The organism is Actinoplanes sp. NPDC089786, from assembly GCF_040684855.1.
Taxonomy (GTDB): Bacteria; Actinomycetota; Actinomycetes; order Mycobacteriales; family Micromonosporaceae; genus Actinoplanes.
This window is the reverse complement of record NZ_JBFBGU010000007.1, coordinates 86,382-108,200: the sequence shown is the minus strand read 5'-3', so window position 1 is coordinate 108,200 and position 21,819 is coordinate 86,382. Positions and strand designations below refer to the sequence as shown.

General features: G+C 71.1%; 23 protein-coding genes. 4 read left to right on the top strand and 19 right to left on the bottom strand.

The features are described 5' to 3' along the window. Window positions 1–49: 49 nt before the first annotated feature. The 3 genes from AB0O15_RS22460 to AB0O15_RS22450 form a co-directional block, all read right to left on the bottom strand. Window positions 50–1,093 (bottom strand): multicopper oxidase domain-containing protein, encoded by a 1,044-nt coding sequence (locus tag AB0O15_RS22460; RefSeq protein ID WP_364321612.1) that lies wholly within the window; start codon window positions 1,091–1,093, stop codon window positions 50–52. A 277-nt stretch (window positions 1,094–1,370) separates the two neighbouring features. Beyond that, the gene (locus AB0O15_RS22455; RefSeq protein WP_364321609.1) at window positions 1,371–2,234 is read right to left on the bottom strand and encodes a tetratricopeptide repeat protein; all 864 of its coding nucleotides are present in this window, start codon (window positions 2,232–2,234) and stop codon (window positions 1,371–1,373) included. Then, a complete protein-coding gene (locus tag AB0O15_RS22450; protein ID WP_364321606.1) occupies window positions 2,231–2,662 on the bottom strand; it encodes a hypothetical protein in 432 nt (143 codons plus the stop codon). The genes AB0O15_RS22455 and AB0O15_RS22450 overlap by 4 nt, the downstream gene beginning before the upstream one ends. A gap of 47 nt (window positions 2,663–2,709) precedes the next feature. On the opposite strand from AB0O15_RS22450, the gene AB0O15_RS22445 reads away from it, so the two are divergent. Next, complete coding sequence (locus tag AB0O15_RS22445) at window positions 2,710–3,942, top strand: AAA family ATPase (RefSeq protein ID WP_364321603.1); 1,233 nt, start codon at window positions 2,710–2,712, stop codon at window positions 3,940–3,942. A 60-nt stretch (window positions 3,943–4,002) separates the two neighbouring features. On the opposite strand, the gene AB0O15_RS22440 is transcribed toward AB0O15_RS22445, so the two are convergent. The 14 genes from AB0O15_RS22440 to AB0O15_RS22375 all read right to left on the bottom strand — a co-directional run bounded on the left by AB0O15_RS22440 (window position 4,003) and on the right by AB0O15_RS22375 (window position 16,983). Beyond that, a complete protein-coding gene (locus AB0O15_RS22440; protein WP_364321601.1) occupies window positions 4,003–4,635 on the bottom strand; it encodes a DUF6308 family protein in 633 nt (210 codons plus the stop codon). A 315-nt stretch (window positions 4,636–4,950) separates the two neighbouring features. Beyond that, a complete protein-coding gene (locus tag AB0O15_RS22435; RefSeq protein WP_364321598.1) occupies window positions 4,951–5,316 on the bottom strand; it encodes a hypothetical protein in 366 nt (121 codons plus the stop codon). A gap of 141 nt (window positions 5,317–5,457) precedes the next feature. Further along, complete coding sequence (locus tag AB0O15_RS22430) at window positions 5,458–6,234, bottom strand: inositol monophosphatase family protein (protein ID WP_364321595.1); 777 nt, start codon at window positions 6,232–6,234, stop codon at window positions 5,458–5,460. A 26-nt stretch (window positions 6,235–6,260) separates the two neighbouring features. Then, on the bottom strand, window positions 6,261–6,728 hold the full coding sequence (locus AB0O15_RS22425) for an SRPBCC domain-containing protein (RefSeq protein ID WP_364321592.1): 468 nt from the start codon (window positions 6,726–6,728) through the stop codon (window positions 6,261–6,263). Beyond that, window positions 6,725–7,054: a metalloregulator ArsR/SmtB family transcription factor gene (locus AB0O15_RS22420; RefSeq protein WP_364321589.1), complete on the bottom strand. Its 330-nt coding sequence runs from the start codon at window positions 7,052–7,054 to the stop codon at window positions 6,725–6,727. Before AB0O15_RS22420 ends, AB0O15_RS22425 begins: the two co-directional genes overlap by 4 nt. A gap of 39 nt (window positions 7,055–7,093) precedes the next feature. Then, window positions 7,094–8,374, bottom strand: coding sequence for a LuxR C-terminal-related transcriptional regulator (locus AB0O15_RS22415; protein WP_364321586.1), 1,281 nt, complete (start codon window positions 8,372–8,374; stop codon window positions 7,094–7,096). 82 nt (window positions 8,375–8,456) lie between these two features. Then, entirely contained in the window at window positions 8,457–9,437 is a 981-nt protein-coding gene (locus AB0O15_RS22410; protein WP_364321583.1) for a sugar phosphate isomerase/epimerase family protein, read from the bottom strand. 5 nt (window positions 9,438–9,442) lie between these two features. Beyond that, entirely contained in the window at window positions 9,443–10,888 is a 1,446-nt protein-coding gene (locus tag AB0O15_RS22405) for an FGGY family carbohydrate kinase (protein ID WP_364321580.1), read from the bottom strand. Further along, window positions 10,881–11,840, bottom strand: a complete 960-nt coding sequence (locus AB0O15_RS22400; RefSeq protein WP_364321577.1) for a transketolase C-terminal domain-containing protein — start codon at window positions 11,838–11,840, stop codon at window positions 10,881–10,883. Before AB0O15_RS22400 ends, AB0O15_RS22405 begins: the two co-directional genes overlap by 8 nt. Further along, on the bottom strand, window positions 11,837–12,718 hold the full coding sequence (locus AB0O15_RS22395) for a transketolase (protein WP_364321574.1): 882 nt from the start codon (window positions 12,716–12,718) through the stop codon (window positions 11,837–11,839). The genes AB0O15_RS22400 and AB0O15_RS22395 overlap by 4 nt, the downstream gene beginning before the upstream one ends. Before the next feature lie 41 nt (window positions 12,719–12,759). Further along, window positions 12,760–13,752, bottom strand: a complete 993-nt coding sequence (locus AB0O15_RS22390) for a D-ribose ABC transporter substrate-binding protein (protein WP_364321571.1) — start codon at window positions 13,750–13,752, stop codon at window positions 12,760–12,762. 14 nt (window positions 13,753–13,766) lie between these two features. After that, a complete protein-coding gene (locus AB0O15_RS22385; RefSeq protein WP_364321570.1) occupies window positions 13,767–14,840 on the bottom strand; it encodes an ABC transporter permease in 1,074 nt (357 codons plus the stop codon). Then, entirely contained in the window at window positions 14,837–16,345 is a 1,509-nt protein-coding gene (locus AB0O15_RS22380; RefSeq protein ID WP_364321567.1) for a sugar ABC transporter ATP-binding protein, read from the bottom strand. The genes AB0O15_RS22385 and AB0O15_RS22380 overlap by 4 nt, the downstream gene beginning before the upstream one ends. Continuing rightward, on the bottom strand, window positions 16,342–16,983 hold the full coding sequence (locus AB0O15_RS22375; protein WP_364321564.1) for a DUF2291 domain-containing protein: 642 nt from the start codon (window positions 16,981–16,983) through the stop codon (window positions 16,342–16,344). The genes AB0O15_RS22380 and AB0O15_RS22375 overlap by 4 nt, the downstream gene beginning before the upstream one ends. Window positions 16,984–17,116: 133 nt before the next feature. Here AB0O15_RS22375 and AB0O15_RS22370 point away from each other — a divergent pair, with 133 nt between their 5' ends. Then, a complete protein-coding gene (locus tag AB0O15_RS22370; protein WP_364321561.1) occupies window positions 17,117–18,097 on the top strand; it encodes a sugar-binding transcriptional regulator in 981 nt (326 codons plus the stop codon). 37 nt (window positions 18,098–18,134) lie between these two features. Here the strand turns inward: AB0O15_RS22370 and AB0O15_RS22365 are convergent, their stop codons facing one another. Then, entirely contained in the window at window positions 18,135–19,241 is a 1,107-nt protein-coding gene (locus AB0O15_RS22365) for a serine hydrolase domain-containing protein (protein WP_364321558.1), read from the bottom strand. A gap of 78 nt (window positions 19,242–19,319) precedes the next feature. Next, window positions 19,320–20,243: a diacylglycerol kinase family protein gene (locus tag AB0O15_RS22360; RefSeq protein WP_364321555.1), complete on the bottom strand. Its 924-nt coding sequence runs from the start codon at window positions 20,241–20,243 to the stop codon at window positions 19,320–19,322. A gap of 49 nt (window positions 20,244–20,292) precedes the next feature. Here AB0O15_RS22360 and AB0O15_RS22355 point away from each other — a divergent pair, with 49 nt between their 5' ends. Together AB0O15_RS22355 and AB0O15_RS22350 are read left to right on the top strand one after the other, a co-directional pair. Then, the gene (locus tag AB0O15_RS22355; protein ID WP_364321552.1) at window positions 20,293–21,171 is read left to right on the top strand and encodes an ATP-binding cassette domain-containing protein; all 879 of its coding nucleotides are present in this window, start codon (window positions 20,293–20,295) and stop codon (window positions 21,169–21,171) included. Then, a complete protein-coding gene (locus AB0O15_RS22350) occupies window positions 21,168–21,770 on the top strand; it encodes a hypothetical protein (RefSeq protein WP_364321549.1) in 603 nt (200 codons plus the stop codon). The genes AB0O15_RS22355 and AB0O15_RS22350 overlap by 4 nt, the downstream gene beginning before the upstream one ends. Window positions 21,771–21,819 lie beyond the last annotated feature (49 nt).

Below are 21,819 nucleotides of genomic sequence, written 5' to 3'. Positions count from 1 at the left end.
GAAACCGCCTCTAGCTTGTCTCAGCCCTCGCCTCATCCTCGCTGGCCCCCTACTTCGTGTGGTCCATGGCGTTGTGCGCCGTGGACATCTGGGACATGTGGCCCTTGAACCGATCGATATCCGCCTGGGCGGCGGCCGGCACGCTGCCGTCCGCGTTGCGCACCAGGAAGATCCCGGCCATACCGGTGTCGGAGTGCTGCTGCACGTGGCAGTGGTACATCCAGGCGCCCGCGCCGACGTGCTCGCCGGCGATCACCTGGAAGCCGAACGAGCTGCCCGGATTCAGGTCTTTGTTGTCGGTGACAATGCTCGGGTCGTTCGGCCCCTCGAGCATTCCGGTGCGGTTGTCGGCCCACCGGTGGGCGTGCAGGTGGAACGTGTGGATCAGATTGCCGTGGCCGATCGCGAGCCATTCCACCCGTTCGCCGAGATTGGCCTCGAACGTCGGCGTGTTGGTCGTCGGCCGGTTGTTGATCATCATTTCGTTGAAGACGACGGTGAATGTCTTGTCCGGCAGGATGTCGCCGCGGCGGCGCACGATCAGCCCGCCGTAGAGCCCGCGCAGGACGCCGGCGGTGCCGTGGTCGGTGCCCATCGCGTGGTCGTGGTAGTGCCAGTAGCCGGCGCTGCCCGGCATGAACCGGCGCCCGGCCGCCGCGGTCATCTCGTGCGACCGCCAGATGTAGGTGCGGGTCTCGCCCGGGTTGTTGAACGAGTTGTTCAGCGGCGCGCCGTCCGAGACGGTGTCGTAGTCGACGCCGTGGGCGTGGATGGACAGTCGCTGCGTGGTGTTGTTGACCAGGGTGATCTCCATCGTGTCGCCCTCGTACATCTCGAGGAGCGGACCGGGGATCGAGGCCTGGCCGGGCGCGAGCCCGTAGCCGTACTGGTTGTTGCCGAGGGACTCGGCGTAGATCGTCACCTTCTTCGTCGCGCCGGTCGCGGCGGCCGCCGGGCCGGTGCGCACAGTGGACGCCGCCAGGCCGATGGCCGGCGCGGCCAGGCCGACGCCGCCGGCGGCGATCAGCGTGCGGCGGGAGAACGTGAGGCCGTTACCGCGGGGTTCGCGGTCCATGCCGGACGCTTCGTCCATCTCTCTCCGTTTCGCGGCCGGGCGAAAGGCGCGCGCGACAGAATTGCGTGCACGGGACGATACGTCGACCGGCACGCTGAATCCGCACCGCTCGATATGGTGGGGTCGAGTGGTGCTCGCGGGGGCTTTGGCTCGGCTGACTCAGAACTTTCGGTGGTTGAGAAGAACTTATGGTCTCCATAGACGAAAGTAAAGGTCCACCGGCAAAAAGCGTTTACTCCGGTGTAACAACGCTGGTCAATGTGTCAGGGATGTCCACTGTGTGCCGGGACATCGATCAGCGCCAGTGGCGCTTGATCGACCGACTGACCAGGGGCGGAACCACCCAGGAGTACACGCAGAGGATCAGCCAGAGCCCGGCGGACACCGCCGACAGACCGGCCAGGCCGACCGCCCGCAGGCCGTAGATGATCACGATGGCGGCGATCCAGGTCTTCAGCGGGCCGAAGCGGATGATCGGGCGGATCGGCACCAGCAGAGGGTGGCTGGCGATCTTCGCCTCCAGCGCCGACTCGGCCCACGCCTGCTCACCCGGCGCCGAGGCGGCCGCCTGGCGCAGCCCCGAGTACGCGTCGCCGACCTGGCCGCGGGCGGCGCTGGTGCTGCCCAGCAGGGCGTGCGCGGCCGGGTTCTCCGGATAGGCGGCCACGAACTCGCGGGCGATCCGCTGCGCCGCCCGGTCGTCGCCCCTCGCGTACGCCAGCTGCACCCGCGTCGCATAGACCGTCGGCGCGTGCGGGTCCTGCGCGGCGGCGCGATCGACCAGCTTCGCGGCCTTGTCCATCTGGTTGTCGGCGATGCAGAGCCGGGCGTACGCGCAGAGCAGGTCGGCGTCGTTCGGCGCCAGCGCCAGGCCGTCGAGCAGCGCCCGCTCCGCCACCTGGAGATGACCCAGCTCCTGCTCGGCCCGGCCCAGCAGGCGCAGCAGATCGGGGTCGGGGCCGCCGGCGGTCAGCCCCTGCCGGGCCGACTCGGCCGCCTCGGGCCAGCGCTCCAGGTTGGCCAGCGCGACACAGCGCAGGTAGTGGGCCCGTGCGCTGATCGCGTCGCTCGCCGGCAGCGTCGCCAGCTCGGCCAGGGCCTGCTCGGGGCGGTTGGCACCCAGCAGGGCGGTGGCGCGCTGGAAGACCTCGGTGCTCATCGCGCCACCGCGTAGATCACGATGACCTGGAGGAGAACCAGCCCGATCGCGCTCAGCAGGCCCGGCCGTACCAGGCTCGCCGGCTCGCCGTCGCCGTACAGGTAGGCCCGGAACGGCCCGCGCTGGAACGCGATCACCGCCAGCCAGGCCAGCGAGCCGGTGATCGACCCGAACAGCCGCACCACGTTGTCGGCGTCGGTCATCAGCGCGGCCACGATCCACAGGGCGAAGCCGGCCATCCCCGCCAGCCCGATCAGCGCCACCCGCGAGCCGGCCAGGCCCAGCCGCCGCGCGTTGATCGCGCCCAGCACCCCCGCGGTCAGCGGGCCACCGAAGAACGCCGGGTAGAAGATCGACTCCGGTCGCCACGGACGCCTGCCGGAAACCGGACGTTCCCGGACAGTCGGGCTGAACAGGTCGTCGGTCATCGGTCGGTCCCGTCTCGTCGGTCGGACGCACAGCATAATGGTCGGCCATGAGCAACTCGCTGATCGAGAGCATGATGGCCGCGGTCAAGGCCAGCCCCGACGACCTGCCGCTGCGCCGGCACCTCGCCGAGCTGCTCATCGCGGCCGGTCGCGGCCCCGAGGCGGTCAGCCACCTGGCCGTGGCGCTGGCCCAGGAGCCGGCCGACTCCGGCACCCAGGCGTTGATGTCTCAGGCCCTCGGCGGCGCCCCTCCTGAGGCCTCTCCGCCGGCCTCTCCGCCGGCTGACGAGAAGCGCGGCGTCGACTGGAAGGCGTACGAGAAGGAGTTGGACGGCGCCGTGCCCCCGCGCTTCGCCCGCGCTGACGACGAGCCCGACCCGATCGAGGGCGACCAGGACCGGACCATCGACATCGAGCTGTCCGCGGTGAAGCTCGCCGACGTCGGCGGCATGAAGGACGTCAAAAAGCGCCTCGACCTCGCCTTCCTGGCCCCGCTCAAGAACGAGAAACTGCGGTCCATGTACGGCAAGAGCCTGCGTGGCGGCCTCCTGCTGTACGGTCCGCCCGGCTGCGGCAAGACCTTCCTGGCCCGGGCGGTGGCGGGGGAGATGGGCGCGCGGTTCGTCACCGTGTCCCTGGTCGACGTGCTGAACATGTGGATCGGCCAGTCCGAGCGCAACCTGCACGAGATCTTCCAGGCGGCCCGGCGCAACGCGCCGTGCGTGCTGTTCCTCGACGAGGTGGACGCGCTCGGCCACAAGCGGAGCCAGATGCAGAGCTCGTCCATGCGTACCCTCGGCAATCAGCTCCTGGCCGAGCTGGACGGCATGGAGGGCACCAACGACGGGGTGTTCGTGCTGGCGGCGACCAACGCGCCCTGGGACGTCGACCCCGCCCTGCGCCGGCCGGGCCGGCTCGACCGTACGGTGCTGGTGATCCCGCCGGACGCCGAGGCCCGCGCCGCGATCCTCGAGGTGCACCTGCGCGACCGCCCGATCGCCGGCATCGACCTCAAGCGCCTGGCCGCGGCCACCGACAAGTTCTCCGGCGCCGACCTGGCCCACCTCTGCGAGACCGCCGCCGAGTACGCCATGCACGACTCGGTGACCAGCGGCCACGTCCGCATGATCGAACAGCGCGACATGGAGGCGGCCCTGCAGGAGGTGCGCCCCTCCACCGGCCCCTGGCTGCAGACCGCCCGCAACGTCGCGATGTTCGCCAACGAGGACGGCGCGTACAGCGATCTGGCCAAGTACCTGAAGAAGAACAAGCTCATCTAATTAGACCTGAAGAAGAACAAGCTCATCTGGATCTGCCGGAACACGTCGTCGAGCCGGCCACTAACCGAGCTTGCGGTCCTTGCCCTCCCGCCACGCGATCACATCGAACACCCGCAGAGGTGTCACGGCGGCGGGCAGGCGGGCGTCGTGGTGAAGGCGTAGAAGACGCTGGTGGAGGGCGCGGTCGTCCTTGCCGAGCTCGACGCGAAGCGGCTCCCACTGACGTTGATGGGTCCCCGTGACCGTGGCGACGACCTTGTCCCAGATCGGACGCAGCCGCGGCCGCTTGCGGGCGATGAGCTTGGTCGCGATCGTCGTGTTGACCCCTCGAAGCCCGCACAGCCTCTTCTGAAGTTCCCAGCGGTCGTCCTCCAGCGCCTCCTCGGCCACCAGATCGCGATCCTCGCCGAGCTCGGTGAGCAGGCCGCTGAACTCGGCGGCGCGGTCACCCAGAAGGGCCGCCGCCGCGGTGGCCGGCACGTTGACCGAGAGGAAGGTGACCGCGACCAGGTCATCGGCGGTGAAGCGGTCGGCATCCGCCGCCCGGGTGCCCGTGCTGTCCCAGCCGTCGAAGGCCGCTCCCACGGCGGCTTGGGCGCCCGTCTCCGGATCTCCGAAGTAGTAACGCCGGAGGAGTTCGAGCGCCGGTTGGTCATCGGGCGTGGACAGGGCGTGGGGGAGCTGGAACGGCATGCCGACCATCGTGCCTAGGAGTCCGCGCGGTGGCTTCGCCGCAACGGCCGGGTCCGAGTGGCGCCGGGACCGGCGTTGCGGATGATCGGGTGGCTCGGGTGGGCTTCGCCGGCGGGGCGCGAGGCGATCACGACGGCTGCGAGCAGGAGGGCACCGTCGGCGGAACCAGAGCCACGCGCCCACCCTGGTGAAGGGAGGTCGCCGGCCCCATCGGTTTTCGGGATCCTCGCGTCAACACTCGTGGTGGCCATGCTCGCGGGGCCCAGGCCGTTGCCGCTCGACCGGGGCCCCGCGAGGTGCCGTCGTTCCGGTGGGTCAGGGCGTGGTGGGGACCGCGGTGGCGGCCGCGGTGGCGGCGGCCTCGCGGGCGGCGGCCTCGCGACGGCGCTTGAGGGGCCAGGTCACCGCGCCCGAGATCACCAGGATGCCGCCCAGGCCGCCGAAGATGTACGGCAGCTGCTTGTCCTGGGCCTTCACGTCGTCGAAGGACTTGTCCAGGCTGCCGTCGGTGTCGCTCAGCTTGTGGCAGACATCGCCGGGTTCCATCGTGGACCCGCCGCAGCTCGGTTGCTCGTTCTCCCAGTCGTGGGTGAACACCCCGCCGAGGATGGCGAGGCCGATGAGGAGCCCGATGATCGGGCGCTTGAAGGGCAGGATCAAGAGGTGGATCAGTAGTCCCACGAAAGCCTCGCATCAGTCATCACGCCGCCCGACCAGGGCGGCGTCCCCGAACAATTACTGTGCGCAGCTGGATGAACCGCCGCAGCGCCGCCGGACAGTACCAAAGATCGACGACGGCGGGGCCCCTCCCAGGGTCGCCCGTCAGGCGGCGGCACGCACCTTCGCCGACAGGCCGGGCCACAGTTCGGGGGCGGCGCCGATGGTCAGGTCGGTGGTGAAGTCGGGGCCGTGGCCGCCCAGGATCACGCCGGCCTCGCGGGCGATCAGGGCGCCCGCGGCGATGTCCCACAGGTTCGTGTCCAGCGCCACGCCGCCGTTCAGCCGGCCGGCGGCCTGGTAGACCAGGTTCAGCGCGGCCGGGAGGCGGCGGATGTCGCCGGACACCGGCAGGAGTTCCCGGATCAGGCGGCCGGCGCGGGCCTTGGTGGCCGGGTTGGGCTGGAAGCTGACACCCACCAGGGCCTCGGCCAGGGGCGGGCCGCCGGAGACGGAGAGCGGCTCGCCGTTCAGGGCGGCGCCGCCGCCGTCGATCGCGCTGAACGTCTCCGCCGCCACCGGCTCGTGCACGACGGCGACGCGGGCCTCCGAACCCTCGTACAGGGCGATGCAGACCGACCACGGGCCGGTGCGGCTGATGTAGTTGCGGGTGCCGTCGAGGGGGTCGATGACCCACTTCCAGCCGGATGAGCCGTCCCCGCCGTGGCCCTCCTCGGCCTGGATCGCGTCATCCGGCCAGGATTCCCGGATGGCGTCCACGATCAGGCGTTCGCTGGCGATGTCGACGTCGGAGACGACATCGTTGGCGTGGGCCTTGGGCGCGCCCACCCGCAGGGTGTCGCGGCGGTCGACCTGGAGCCGGCCGGCCCGGACGGCCAGGCCGGCGGCGAGGTCGCGGGCCGCGTGAAGGTCTCGATCCATCACCGGCCACGCTAGCGGATGGTGATCTACTCGGCCTCGGTCAGGGCGGCCAGCTGGGCGGTGACCATGCCCCAGCCGTCGGCGAAGCCGAGCTTCTCGTGCTGGGCCCGGGCCGTCGGGTCGCCGTGGCGGACGATGACGCGGTAGTCGGTGCCGTCGGGGTGGTCGGCGAGGGCGATCTCGGCGGTCATCGGGACCGGGTGCGCGTCGGCCGGGCGCCAGGAGCTGTCGATGACGTTGGTGAACACGATCCGCACCTGGTCGTCGACGACCAGGTAGGTGGCGTCGAGGTGGGGGACGAAGGCGACACCGTCGTCGCTCATGCTGGTGACCAGGGCGCCGCCCGGCCGGACGTCGAGGCGTTCGACGCGCAGCCTGCTCGGCGCCGGCAGGAACCATCGGGCCAGGCGGTCGGGGTCGGTCCAGGCGCGCCACACGGCGGCGCGCGGCGCCCGGATGACGCGGTCGACGGTCAGGTCGAGTTCGGGGTTCACGGTTGGTCCTCCTCGAGGAAACGTTCCAGGCGGTCGGTGCGCTCGGTCCACAGGCGGCGCTGCTCGGCCAGCCAGTCGTCGACCAGGGCCAGACGCGGGCGGTTCAGCACGCAGGTGCGTACCCGGCCGGTCTTGGTGGTCTTGATCAGGCCGTTGATCTCCAGCGTGCGCACGTGCTTCATGAACGACGGCAGGGTCATCGGGAACTCGCTCGCGAGGTCGCCGACGCTGGTCGGGCCGAGACCCAGCCGCCGGACGATGCCGCGCCGCGTCGGGTCGGCCAGGGCGACGAACACCCCGTCCAGCTCGGCCGAATACTGTGCCATGCGGCTAAGTATTGCGTGCGGCCATAGTTAGCGCAAGGGCTAAGTGATGAGCCGGTTCGCCCAGGCCCAGGCGGCCACCTCGGTGCGATTGCGCAGGCCCAGCTTGGTCTGGATGTTCGCGACGTGGCTCTTCACGGTGCTCAGCGAGAGGAACAGCTCGTCGGCGATCTCCTGGTTGGTCCGGCCCCGCGCCACGCACCTGACCAGCTCGACCTCGCGATCGGTCAGCGGTGCGCCGGACGGACCGGGCGAGCGGGCGCCGAAGTGGCGGATCAGGCGCATCGTGATCGACGGCGAGACCATCGCGTCGCCGGCGTGCGCGGCGCGCACCGCGTCGGCGAGCATGGCCGGCCCGGAGTCCTTGAGGATGAACCCGACCGCGCCCGCTCGCAGGGCGCCGTGGACGTACTCGTCGAGGTCGAAGGTCGTGATGATCACGACCTTGAGAAACCCGGACAGCGCACGGGTCACGTCCAGCCCGGTCAGGCCGGGCATCTGGATGTCGACCAGGCAGACGTCCGCGACCACCTGGCCGGTCGCCCAGCTGTCCGGGTCGCCCACCACCCGCGCGATCACCAGCACCAGCACGGTCGCGGTCAGGTAGTTGGTCAGCGCCATCCGCCCCAGCGGCCGGAACGCCGCGGTCACCGTCCCCGCGAGACGGGTTCTGAGCAAGATCAAGATCCCGCAGATGTACGCCCCGGCGGTCAGCAGGCCGGCCACCGGCCACGTGATCCGGACGGCCACCTCGTGCAGCTGGAGGATCGTCACGGGCACGGCGGCCACCAGGAAGAGAGCCCCGGCCGTCCAGGGCGCCGAGTCCAGCCGGGTGACCACGTCGTAGCGCACCAGCGCCGAGCCGAGCAGGAACAGCCCCGGTACGACCGAGTAGTAGCCGCCCAGCAGGGTCACCGACAGCACGATCAGTGCCACGGCGGCGATCGCGACCACGCGACGCGGCAGCCACGTCGAGGGCAGGAGGACGAGCAGGCCGACCGTCGCGTACACGGAGAGAATGTCGCCTCTCCACAGCAGGAAGAAGTGGGCCAGCCCGATGGCGAGCAGGGCCAGCAGCCGGCGCACGAGCACGACCCGCGGCGCGGAGCGGGCCATCAGCGCGAAGCCGATGCCGAAGAGCAGCGCGAAGATCGGGAAGAAGCGCTGGTCGACGAGCAGATGCAGAACGGTCTCGGCCCACGAGGCGGGAAGATCGGTGGCGCCGAGCGGGGCGCCGCGATGGGCGATCGGTTTGACGTTGGCGAACAGGATGCCGCACAGGGCGAAGCCCCGCAGTACGTCCAGGGCGACTATGCGTCTCATGCGTCCGACTCGCCCGGGAGCAGACGGCGGGCCTCGGCCGGAAGTACCGGCCGGGGCCCCGCCGTAGTACTTGCGGCCAGAGTCAGGCGTCGCCGAACAGGGCGGCCTGGACGATGCGCTGGGCGGCCATCGCGTCCTGGCGCTCCTGGGCCTCGGCCAGCGCCGCGGTGTCCAGCCGGTCCAGCGAGCGGTGCAGGCGCTTCAGGGTGGCGATCGCCGTCTTCGCGGCGTCCACGCTGTCCTCCCGGAACGGGAACTGGTCGAGCTGCCACACGCCCTCCCAGTTGTTCTGGCGCAGGACGTGGAAGAACTCGAAGATCTCGGTGAGGTGGACGGTGCCGACGACCAGGTCGTCGTCCCAGCCGCGGAGGTTGTCGTTGACGTCCATGCCGAACAAGCGGCCGTGGTCGATGATCAGCTGGGCGGCGTCCGCGGGCGACTCCCCGCCGTACAGGCTGTGGCCGAAGTCGAGCAGCACACCGACGTTGTCGAGGCCGATCTGTTCGATCCCGAGCAGGGTACGGGCGGCCGAGTCCCAGGTCATCTTCACCCGCGGCTCGCGCGGCTTGTACTCGATGGCGAACCTGAGGTCGGGGTGGGCGCCGGCCAGGTCGCGCATGCCGTCGACGGCCAGCTTCCACAGCTGCTTGTGGTTGACCTGGAACGGGTAGTCCCAGCCGTCCTGGCCGGGCCAGATCTTCACGTAGTCGGCGCCCAGCTCCCGGACGATCCCGGCGGCCTCGTGCATCAGGTCCAGCGCGTCCTTCCGGGCGGCCGGGTCGGGGTTGGTGAACGCGCCCCGGCTGTGCTTACGCAGGTAGATCTCGGGGGTGATGCCGATCGCGGTGAGGCCCTCGGCCTTGAGCGCGTCCTTGACCTCGGCCAGCCCGACCCCCGGCGTGAACGGGTAGTTGAGGTCGACCACCGACAGGTCGCCCACCTCGCCGGCCAGCTTGATGGCGTCCAGGGTGGTGCGCGGCGGGCCGTAGCCGTCGGTGGCGTACCGGTCGAGGTAGCTGGCGAAGTGCCAGAGGCCGGCGCCGAATCGCGGGTAGTCGGTCATGTGGGTCAGCTCCCAACTGCTGTGGTGAGGGCACGGTGGACGGCGGCGCGCCAGGCCGAGCGGAGGGCGGACCGGTCGTCCTGGTCGATGCGGGGCCGGAACTCGTCGTAGGCGATCGGCGCGGCCGGCCAGGGCGCGGCCAGGTTCGCGGCGCCCAGGGCCGAGAGATTCCGGGTACGCGCGCGGCGCACCGGCACACCGGCCAGATCGGCCTGGATCTGCATGAGGTGGTCGTTGGCGCTCGCCCCGCCGTCGGCGAGCACCTGGCTCACGTCCGGCAGGTCGTCGAGGACGTCGGTCACCTGATGGGCGATCGATTCGAGGGCGGCCGCGGCCAGCTGGGCCGGGCCGCTCCCCAGCGACAGGCCGGTGATCAGCCCGGAGGCGGCGTCGTCCCACCACGGCGCGGCCAGCCCGCCGAACGCCGGCACCAGGAACACGCCGTCGCTGCTCGCGCCCCGCGCCAGCTCGGCGACCCGCTCCGTCGATACCCCGAGCAGCGTCGCCAGCCAGCCGATCGTGGCACCGCTGGAGCGAATGTTGCCTTCCGCCGCAAGCTGTACATCAGTGTTCTTGCTCTGCGCACCTATACGCACCACGTCCGGCGCGTCCCAGGCGATCGTCAGGCCCAGGCCGGTCGATGGAGAGGACAGCAGGCCCATCACGGACGAGCCGGTGCCGTAGGTGACCTTGGCCCCACCGAAAGCGCCGCCGAACGAACCGCCCGACGACGAGGCGTGGGCGAACAGCGCGGCATGCGAGTCGCCGAGGATCGCGCGGATCGGCAGCGACGCGAGGACGCCACCGGCCGGCCCGATCACGCCCAGGTCGCCGCTCGACGGGGTGATCTCCGGCAGCACGGACGCGGGAATGCCGAAGAGGGAAAGGAGGCGCGGCGACCAGGTCCCGGTCCGCACGTCCAGCAGCTGGGTCCGGGACGCGTTGCCCCGTTCGATGTGGTGGGCGCCGGTCAGCGCGTACACCAGCCAGCTGTCGACCGTGCCCACCGCCGACGCGGACGGCGCCGCATCCAGCAGCCACCGCAGCTTGGCCGCGCTGAACATCGGGTCCAGCGGGAGGCCGCTCAGCGAAGCGATCTCCTTCTCAGAACCGCGCAACCGGATGCAGATGTCGCGGGAGCGCTGGTCCTGCCACCCGAGCACCGGCCCCAGCGGCTCGCCCGAAACACGGTCCCAGACCAGCGCCGACTCCCGCTGCGTGCTCAGCCCGACCGCGACCACCCGGGCCGGATCGACATCCCGCAACGCTGCGGCGGCGGCCAGGCGCACGCCCCGGAGGATGTCCTGGGCGTCCTGCTCGACCCAACCCGGTGAGGGGTACGCGATGCCGACCGGCGCCGAGCCCGACGCGACTACCGCGCCGGACCGGTCGACCAGCAACGCCTTGGTCGAGCTGGTGCCCTGGTCGATGGCCACGACATAGTCAGCCATCGGGCCGGGTGAGAGAACGGGCGAGTGAAACCGCCGCCGCGCGGATGTCGCCGGCGGTCAGGCCGAAGTGTTCCAGCAGGTACGCCGTGGCGCCGGTGGGCGCGAACTCGCGGTGGATGCCGAGCAGGCGCATCGGCACCGGCCGCGGCTCGGTGACGACCACCGCGGCGACGGCCGCGCCCAGCCCACCGGTCGTGGTCGCCTCCTCGGCGGTCACGATCGCCCCGGTCTCGCGCATCGCCCGGCGGATCGCGTCCTCGTCGAGCGGCGCGATCGTCGACATGTTCAGCACCCGCACGGACACCCCTTCGGCGGCGGCCTCCTCGGCGGCCCGCAGGGCGCGGGACACCATCGTTCCGGTCGCGACCACCGTGACATCCGTACCATCGCGCAGGCTCCCCGCGACGCCGAACCGGAAATCCGCGCCCACCGACGGCACCTTGAACCGGCCGATGCGCAGGTACACGGGCGTGGCCGCGCCGGCCGCCCAGCGCACGGCGGAGCGGGTCTCGGCGTCGTCGGCGGGCACCACGATGCCCAGGCCGGCGATCGCCCGCAGCCAGGACAGGTCCTCGATCGAGTGGTGGGTGGGGCCGAGCTCGCCGTACGCCAGGCCGGGGCTCATCCCGCACAGCACGACCGGCGACCGGCTGTACGCCACGTCGGCCTTGATCTGCTCCAGCGCCCGCCCGGTGAGGAACGGCGCCGCGGCGCAGACGAACGGCACGTACCCGCTGAGGGCGAGCCCGGCGCCGATGCCGACCATGTCCTGCTCGGCGATGCCGACGTTGATCAGCCGGTCCGGGAACTCCCGGGCGAACCCGCCGAGGTTGCTGGAGCCGACCGAGTCGTTGCACACCGCCACGATCCGCTCGTCCGTCCGGGCCAGCGCGATCAGCTCCTCGGCGAAGGCCACCCGGTTGTCGTACACCGGTTCGGTGGTCGTGGTCATCGGGCCAGCTCCGCGGTCGCGAGGGTGATCTGCTCGGGGGTCGGCACCTTGTGGTGCCACTCGACGCGGTCCTCCATGAAGGAGATGCCCCTTCCCTTGATCGTGTTGGCGATGACGCAGAGCGGGCGCTCGCCGCGCGAGGCCTGGAACGCGTCCAGCAGCGCCAGGTGGTCGTGGCCGTCGAGCTCGACCACGTCCCAGCCGAAGGCTCGGAACTTGTCGTCGAGCGGGTCGAGCGAGTTGGTGTCCTCGGTGCCCGCGCCCTGCTGGAGGCGGTTGCGGTCGACCACCGCGGTGAGGTTGGCGAGCCTGCGGTGCCCGGCCGTCATCGCCGCCTCCCAGTTGCTGCCCTCCTGCAGCTCGCCGTCGCCGAGCACCACGTAGACGTGCCGGGCCGAGCCGGCCAGCCTCGCGCCGACGGCCATGCCGACCGAGACCGGCAGGCCGTGCCCGAGCGGGCCGGTGTTGGTCTCCACGCCCGGCACCTTGACCCGGTTGGGGTGGCCGTTGAGCGCGGACAGCGGGCCGGCGAAGGTCTCCAGCTCGCTCTCGGCGAAGAACCCGGCCGCGGCCAGGGTGGTGTAGAGCGCGCCGGCCGTGTGGCCCTTGCTGAGCACCAGGCGGTCGCGGTCGGCCCAGTCCGGCTTCTCCGGGTCGACGCGCAGCACGCCGAAGTAGAGCGTGGTGAGGATGTCGAGGACGGACATGTCACCGCCGGCGTGGCCGAGGCCCGCGTGACTGATCATGACCAGATCGGTCACGCGGGACTGATTCGCCCGCTGTCGCAGGAGTTCGCGGCGCCGGCCGGGGTCGGCGTCGATGAGCTCCGCGCGGAACCGCTGCCACAGTGCGGCGGCGCGGGGATCGGCGAGCAGCATGGGTTTCCTTCCAGGGACGAGAGGGGCGAGCCGCGGCAACGTCAGCCGCTGACCGCGAAGTCCGTGACCTGCTTGGCGTTGTCGGCGTTGACCAGCACGCAGTCGATCGACTGCTTCTCGGCCTGGTCGGTCTTCCCGCCGGCCTTGAGGTAGGCGTCGGCCTGGTCGACGGCCATCTGCGAGATCTGGCTGGCCGGCTGGAGCACGGTGGCCTTGATGCCGCCCTTGAGGATCGAGCCGACCACGTCGGGGCTGCCGTCGAAGCCGGTGACGATGATCTTCTTGTTCTTCGAGGCCTGCACCGCGGCGTACGCGCCGAGCGCCATGGTGTCGTTGCCGGCGATGATGCCCTTGATGTTCGGGTGCGCCTGCAGGATCGTCTGGGTCTTCTGCAGCGCCTCGGCCTGGTCCCAGTTGGCGCTCTCCTGCGCCACCATCTTCATGTCCGGGAACTGGTCGAGGATGCCGTGGTAGCCCTGCGAGCGGACGCCCGCGTTGGTGTCGGTGGCCTTGCCGGTGAGCTCGGCGTACTCGCCCTTGTTGCCCATCAGCTTGGCGAACTCCTGGCCGCCGAGGCCGGCGCCCTGCGCGTTGTTGGAGACGATCTGCGCCACCGCGACGCCGGTCTTGTTGATCTCCCGGTCGACCAGGAAGGTCGGGATCTTGGCGTCCTTGGCTCGCTGGATGGCCGCCTCGGAGGCGTCGGCGCCGGCGTTGTCCAGGATGATCGCCGCCGCCTTGCGGGAGATCGCGGTGTCGAACTGCTGGCTCTGCTTGGTCGGGTCGTCGTCGTGGCTGAGCACCAGCGTCTCGTACCCGAGCTTCTTGGCCTGCGCGTCCGCCGCGACCTGCTCCGCCTTGAAGAACACGTTGTCCGGCGAGGGCGTGATGATCACGATGAGCTTGGACGCGGCCGGCGCGGCGCTCCCGCCACCGGACGTGCTGCCGGAGTCGTCGCCGCCACCACAGGCGGCGGTCAGGAGCAGGAGCGTCGCGGCCGAGGCGGCCAGCGCTGTCTTACGAAAGACCTTCATGGGGGTACGCCCTTCTAAGCGGTTCGTTTGTTGAGGCTCGACTGGAGGCGTTGCTGCGCCTGCTCGGTGACGACGGCGAAGATGATCACGGCGCCCTTGACCACGGACTGCCAGAACGTGGAGACGCCGACCAGGACCAGGCCGTCGGAGAGGAAGCCGATCACGAAGGCGCCCATCACGGTGCCGATGATCGTGCCGCGGCCGCCGGCGAGGGCGGTGCCACCGAGGACCGCCGCCGCGATCGCGTTCAGCTCGTACGTCGTGGCGGTGTCCGGGTACGCCGCGCCCAGCTCGGAGGTGAGCAGCAGGCCGGCCAGCGCGGCGCAGGCGCCCGAGATCACGTACACCGCGATCTTGACCCGGTTGACCCGGATCCCGGACAGCACCGCCGCGCGCTCGTTGCCGCCGACCGCGAAGATCCGCCGGCCGAACGGGGTGCGGGTGGTCACGACGATCGCCGCGGCGGCGACCAGGACCATGATCCAGACGGCGACCGGGATGCCGAGCAGGCTGTCCACGCCGATGAAGCGGAAGCCCTCGTTGCCGCGTTCCGGCGTGCCGGACAGGTCCGGGAAGGTGCCGCCGTCGCTGAGCAGCTGGGCCGCGCCCCGGGCCACGTAGAGGATGCCCAGCGTGGCGATGAACGGCGCCACCTTGAACCGGGTGACCAGCAGACCGTTCAGCCCGCCGACCAGCGCCCCGACGACGATCCCGATGACGATCACCACGGCCACCGAGAAGAAGATGTGCCCGGTGCCGACGTCCAGGCCGCTGAACAGCAGCCCGCCGACGATCATGCTGGACAGGCCGGCGATCGAGCCCACCGACAGGTCGATGCCGCCGGTCAGGATGACGAACGTGACGCCGATGGCGAGGATCGCGTTGATGGCCACGTGCTTGGTCATCAGGATCAGGTTGCTCTGCGTCAGGTACTCCGACGAGATCGCGCTGAAGATCACGACCAGAACGACAAGAACGATGAGGGTACGCCCGCGAAGCAGCCACAGAGCCGCCTTGGCCAGCGCGACGTTCCCTTTTGCCGGTGGCGCCGACGCCGGGGCGGGGGTGCGGACTTCGGTGTCAGTCATTCCAGGACCTTTTCGCTCGCGGAAGCGCTGACCAGCGCCTCTTCGGTGACATCGGCCGCGGTGAACTCGGCGGTCAGGCGGCCCCGGGCCATCACCAGCACCCGATCGGCCATGGCGATCACCTCCGCGAGCTCGGACGAGATGAACAGCACGCCGTAGCCCTGGGCGGCCAGCTCGGCCATCAGCTTCGCGATCTGGGCCTTGGCGCCGACGTCGATGCCGCGGGTCGGCTCGTCCAGCAGCAGCACGGCCGGCTCGGTGAGCAGCGCCCGGGCCAGCACCACCTTCTGCTGGTTGCCGCCGCTGAGCGAGGTGACCAGCGCGGCCAGGCCGGGGATCTTGATGGCCAGCTCGGCGACCTTGGCCGCGGCGGTGGACTGCTCCCGGCCGCCCCGCAGCAGGCCGCCCCGGGTGAGGTCGCCGATCGTGGCGAGCAGGATGTTGTCGCGTACGGACATGGTCGGCACCAGGCCGTCGCGCTGCCGGTCCTCGGGCACCAGGGCCAGGCCGGCGTCCATCCGCGCCTGCACGGTGGCCCGGGTCTCGACCCGGCCGCGGACCGACACCTGGCCGGCGTCGGCCGGGCGCATGCCCATCAGGCACTCGACCAGCTCGGTGCGGCCGGCGCCCATCAGGCCGTACACGCCGACCACCTCGCCGGCGCGGACACTCAGCGAGACGTCGTCGACCAGCGGGCGGGTCGGGCCGAGCACGGTCAGCCCCCGCACGTCGAGCAGCACGTCGCCGGTCGCCGAGGTGTTCCGCACGTACAGCGAGTCGGGGTCCCGGCCGACCATCTGCCGCACGATCCACGCGGTGTCGGTCTCGCTCATCGGCTCGTGCGCGACCAGGCCGCCGTCGCGGAAGACGGTCACGAAGTCGCCGATCCGCCGGAACTCGTCCAGCTTGTGCGAGATGTAGATGACCGTGACGTCCTCCGCGCGGAGGTCGCCCATCACCCGGAACAGCACGTCCACCTCGTGGTTGGAGAGCGCCGAGGTGGGCTCGTCCATGATCAGCACGCGAACGTCCTCGAGCAGCACCCGGCCGATCTCGACCAGCTGCTGCTGGCCGATCGGCAGGTCACCGACCAGGGTGTCCGGATCGAGGTCCTGACCCAGCCGGTTCAGGACCTCGCGGGTACGGCGGCGCTGTTCCCGGTCGTCGACGAAGCGGCCCTTCCGCCGCGGTTCCCGGCCGGCGAACATGTTCTGGGCGACGGTCATGTTCGGGAACAGGCTCAGTTCCTGGTGGATGATCCCGATGCCTCGCTGTTGTGCGTCTCGCGGCGTGCTCAGCGTGACCGGCTCGCCCTCGAGCAGGATCTCGCCGCTGGTCGGCTGTTCCGAGCCGGAGAGGATCTTCATCAGCGTCGACTTGCCGGCGCCGTTCTCGCCGACCAGCACGTTGACCTTGCCGCGGTAGGCGGTGAACGTGACGTCCTTGAGAGCTCGGACGCCGCCGTAGCTCTTGCTGACGTTCTTCGCCTGCACGACCTCGTTCATGACGCCGTCAAATCGGTCGGCACGACCAGGATCGAGCCCGGCGCGAGCGCGGAGAACGCCCCGGCGAAGGTGACCTTCTTGCCCTTCAGGTCCTTGACCGGGACCTTGGCGATCACGTCGGTCTTGACCCGGTTGTTGAGCTGGTTGGCGACGTTCTGGTAGTCGATCTGGTTGGTGAAGTCGCCGAACTTGATGAAGCCCACGCCGTCCCGGATCGCCGTGCCCGCGATCACCGGCCCGGTGGCGATCGAGATCTTCAGCGGTTTCGCGCCCGGGATCTCGACGGTCAGCGGCCCGGTCGGCGCGTCGGTGTCGACCTCGGTGACCGTGCCGGTGCCCTTGACCAGGTACGCGAACGGGCTGCCGGTGCCGGTCCGCTTGCCGTACTGCCGGCCGGCCGCCGCCGGGTCCTTCTCGATCGCGGCCGCGACCGTGGTCACGTCCACCGCGTTCTGCTGGACGGTCGGCAGGACCTTGCTCGCCCAGATGCCGTCCACGTACGTCCTGGGGTCGAAGGGCGCCGCGGCGCCGGCTCGCACCGTCCCGTCCTTCTCGTAGGCGTACACCCCGGGGACCCGGGAGCAGGCGGTGAGCGACCCCATCAGGAGGAGGCCGGCGAGGGCCAGGCGAATCTTCATGTGAATATCCATTCACTGGCGATTGGACATGCTCCTACTGTGAACTGGAGGTGTCCGGTCTGTCAACGGGCTGGTCCCGGCCGGGTTTTCGCAGGGTTTCGCTACGCTTCGGCGACGGAACAGGAGGCATTCAGTGAGCCCACAGGTCGACCCGCACCTCGGGGTCGCGGCCGAGCACGTCCGCCTCCTCACCAAGGTCGCCCGGATGTACCACGAGCGCGGCCTGCGCCAGCCGCAGATCGCCGAGCACCTGCACATCTCCCAGCCTCGGGTGTCCCGGCTGCTCAAGCAGGCAGTCGCGGCGGGCATCGTGCGCACCGCGGTGATCACCCCGCGTGGCGTGCACGCCGAGCTGGAAGAGGCGGTCGAGCAGAAGTACGGCCTGAGCGAGGTCGTGGTGGCCGACACCGACGGCCTGGCCGAGGAGCGGGCGGTCACCCGGGCCATCGCCGCGGCCGCCGCCGTCTACCTGGAGACCACCATCTCCCGCGACGACCGCATCGGCATCTCCTCGTGGAGCGCCACCCTGCTGGCCACCGTCGAGGCCATGCACCCGGCCCCCAGCCTGGCCGCCGAGCGGGTCGTCCAGATCCTCGGCGGCGTCGGCACCAGCGCGGCCCAGAGCCAGGCGACCAGGCTGACCGGCGGCCTGGCCCGCAACACCCGCGCCGAGGCGGTCTACCTGGTCGCCCCCGGCCTGGTGGCGACACCGTCGATGCGCGAGGCCCTGGTCCGCGAGCCGGCCATCGCCGAGGTCCTGAAAGCCTGCGAGGACCTGACCGTGGCCCTGGTCGGCGTGGGCAGCCTGGAACCGTCCACCCTGCTCCGCGAGTCGGGCAACGCCATCGCCGCCGAGGAGGAACACCGCCTCCGCGACCAGGGCGCCATCGGCGACGTGTGCATGCGCTTCTTCGACGCCGCCGGCCGTCACCTGCCGTCCGAACTGGACGACCGCGTCCTCGGCATCACCGCCGACCTGCTGCGGGCCGTCCCCCGCCGGGTCGGCGTGGCCGGCGGCGAACGCAAGTGGAACGCCATCCGGGCCGCCCTGCAGGGCGGCTGGCTCAGCGTCCTGATCACCGACCAGGCAACGGCCACCGACCTGATCCGGTGACCGTCGCCCGGGACGGGAGCTACAAGGCGATGTCCGGCTAGCTCAGGGCGGCCATGATGATGCGCTCGGCGCGGGCCGGCTGGTCGCCGCCCATGCGCAGCGTGTTGACCGAGTAGGCCAGGCGCCGGGACAGGTCACGGGTGGCGCCGATGCCGTTGTTGTAGCCGGGGCGGTCGCCGCTCTTCCCCCACAGCACCTGACCGCCCAGGTCGAGGCGGGTCAGGCCGGCGGAGTACACGGCCGGCTTCCCGGTGCTGAAGTCGGTCACCGCGGGGACGGTGAACATCTCGGCGAGCTGCGGCTCCGGGACCAGCCGGCCGGTGAACAGGGCGACCAGGAAGCGGTCGAGGTCGTCGGCGGTCGAGATCATCGAGGCGGCGGACCACTGCAGCGACGGGTTGGCCAGGGTGACGTCGCGCCATCCCTCGGCCGTCGCCTCGTAACCGTGTACGTGCGGTTCCGGGATGCGGATGTCGTCGCCGGGAACGCTTGTGCCGGTCAGGCCCAGCGGGCGGATGATCCGGCGGGTCACCTCGTCGGCCCAGCGGTGGCCGGTCACCTTCTCGATCACCAGCCCGGCCACGATGTAGTCGATGTTGCCGTAGCGCTGGCGGCAGCCCGGCTTGAACGCCAGGGGCTTGGTCAGGTCGAGCTGGCTGCCCGGGGCCCAGTGGTCGTACCGGTGCTCGAAGAACCATTCGGGCGTCTTGTGCGGCAGTTCCTGGCCGTTCAGCCCGCTGGTGAACGTGAGCAGGTGCCGGACCGTGATCGGCCGATAGGAGCTGGGCAGCAGTCCGGGCAGGTACTGCTGGACGGTGCCGTCGAGTCGCAGCCGGCCCTCCGCCGCCAGCTGAAGCACCACGGCCGCCGTGAACGTCTTGGTCATCGACCCGATCCGGAACCGGCTGTCGATGCTGGGCGGGCGTTCCGACTCTACGGAGATCCGCCCGGCCGTGCCCGACCACTCCCCGGACGACCCGCGGACCTGGATCAGAGCGGCGCTGGCCTCATCGTCGGGCAGGTCGTCGAGAGCCGCCTCCAGCGCGGCGGTATTCAGCGGAGGAGAGACCGGGGCGGCCGTCGCCGCGCCGGGTGTGACCACGACCAGAGCGGCCACGAGCAGAGAAACAGGGATGAATCGCATGCGCCGAGCTTGCCGTCCACTGTGGCTCAGACAGATCGGGGGAACACCCTGAGCCGCCCCTGAGACCGCGCCGCGCGGCTAGCGGTCCGGGGTGTCCTCCGGGGCCATGATGCGCAAGGCGTTGGGGTCGAGGCCGATGCGCAGCGGGGTCTGGCCTCGTAGTTCGCCGTCGACCTCGACGCGGGCCGGGCGGTCGGTCTCCAGGGTGAGTTCGCCGACGGCCAGGAACGGGTCGTGGTGCTGGGAGCGGCGGTGGCCGGTGGCCGCGTTGCGGGCGGTTTCACGGAGCAGGCCGGCCTTGCCGGGGCCGCCCACCGCGTAGGCCACCAGGAGGCGGTCGTCGGCGTCGGCGTCGGCGGTGATCGGGCGGCCGGCGTGGAAGCCGCCGTTGGCCACGTACAGCTGGTGGGTGTGGAAGGAGTGCTCGCGGCCGTCGGCGCGCACCACCACCTTCATCGGGCGGTGCCGGGTGAGAAGACCAAGGGCGGTCAGCGGGTACGCGAGCCGGCCGGAGACCCGTTTGAGCAGGTGCGGCGACTTGAGCATGACGTCGGCGGACAGGCCCACGCCGACGTGGTTGGTGAAGGGCACACCGTCGGCCAGGCCCAGGTCGACGTCGACCACCTTGCCGCCGACCAGGGTGGCGACCGCCTGGTCGAGGGCGAGCGGCACTCTGGCCGTACGCGCGAAATTGTTTGTCGTCCCCAACGGCAGCAGGCCCAGGGCCATGTCCTGGTGGGCGAGCATGCGGCCGGCCGTGCTGATCGTGCCGTCGCCGCCGCCCGCGATGATCAGGTCGGCGCCGCCGGCCAGGGCCTGGTCGAGCGCCTGTTCGAGGTCGCCCTCGACCGGCAGGTCGGCGAGCAGGGTGACCCCGGCGGCGAGCAGGCGCGTGCGTACCGCCTCGTAGAGCCGCCGCCCGCGCCTCGACCGCGCGTTGACCACGAGGGCCGCGCGCCGGTGTTGCCGGATGTCCTCGGTCAGCTGCTGCTTGGTGCGCACGCCGGAACCGTACCGTCCGCACCTCGGAATCCGTGTTTAATACCCACCCATGATCGAGATCCGGGAGCTGACCAAGCGGTACCGGCGCGTCGCGGCGATCGAGGACGTCACGTTCGGCGCCGCGCCCGGCCGGGTCACCGGATTCCTCGGGCTGAACGGCTCGGGCAAGACGACCACGATGCGCATCCTGCTGGCGCTGGCCCGGGCCGACAGCGGCGCCGCGCTCATCAACGGCCGCCACTACCTGAAGCTCCGGCGGCCGCAGCGGGAGATCGGCGCGGTCCTCGAGCAGGGAATCAGCCACCCGGGTCTGACCGGGCGCGGCCATCTGACCACGCAGGCGTTGCTGTGCGGCGCGAGCCGGCGGCGGGTCGACGACCTGCTGGAGTACGTCGGGCTGGCCGGCGCCGCCACCACCCGGACGGGGGACTACTCGCTGGGCATGCGGCAGCGCCTCGCGGTGGCCACGGCGCTGCTCGGCGAGCCGCCCGTACTCGTCCTCGACGAGCCGGCCAACGGCCTGGACCCCTCCGGCATGGCCTGGCTGCGCGACCTGCTTCGCGAGCACGCCGGCCGCGGCGGCACCGTGCTGATCTCCAGCCACCTGCTGGCCGAGCTCGAACAGCTGGTCGACGACGTGGTGATCATCGCCGCGGGCCGGGTGCGGCTGCAGACCTCGCTGCGGGAGCTGGAAGACGCGCAGACCCAGAGGATCCGGGTACGCGGCGGCGATCACCAACTGCTCCGGCAGGCGTACGCGCAAGCCGGCGCCTTCGTCGAGACCGACGGCCGGGCGCTGCTGGTCGAGGGCCTGACCGCCGAGGACGCCGGCGAGATCGCCCTGCGGGCCCGGGTGCCGCTGTACGAGCTGGTGTCCGAGCGCCCCAACCTGGAGCAGATCTTCCTGAGCCTGGCCGGCGCCCGATGATCGGCCTGCTGCGCAGCGAGCTGTACCGCACGTTCGCCCTGCGCTCGGGCTGGGTGTCGATCGGCGTGACGGTCGCGCTCGGCCTGACCTTCGGCATCTTCGACACCGCGTTCTGGTCGCTGTTCGCCGGCCTGGGCTCGTTCGGGCTGGCCGTGATGCTGACCGCCCAGCACTACCAGCACCGGACCGCGCTGCTGCTGTTCCTGGGCCGCCCCCGCCGCCTGCTGGTGCTGGCCGCCCAGTGCCTGAGCGCCGCGGCCGTGGCTACGGTCATCGCGGTGGTCAGCGGCCTCGGCGTGATCAACTGGGGTGACCTGGCCGAGTACCGGGCCACCCTGGCCGCGGTGCCGCTCGTGGCGGTGTTCGGCGTCGCCACCGCGTCCGTGCTCCGCCGCCCGCTGTGGCTGCTGGGGGCGGCGGCCGGCTGGGTCATCTTCGTCGAGGGCCTGTTCGGCCGCCTGGAGAGCCCGCTGCCGTTCTCCGCGTTCCTGCGCGCCGCCGCCGGCGACACCCATCTGCTCTGGGTCTTCGCCGCCTGGACGGGCGCCGCCCTGCTGGGCGCGGTGATCGCCATCCGCCGGGATCTGACCGGAGACTGACGGCCCCGCGTCCCGGTCCTCTCTGTTCCGGTCAGCGGAAGTCATCGAT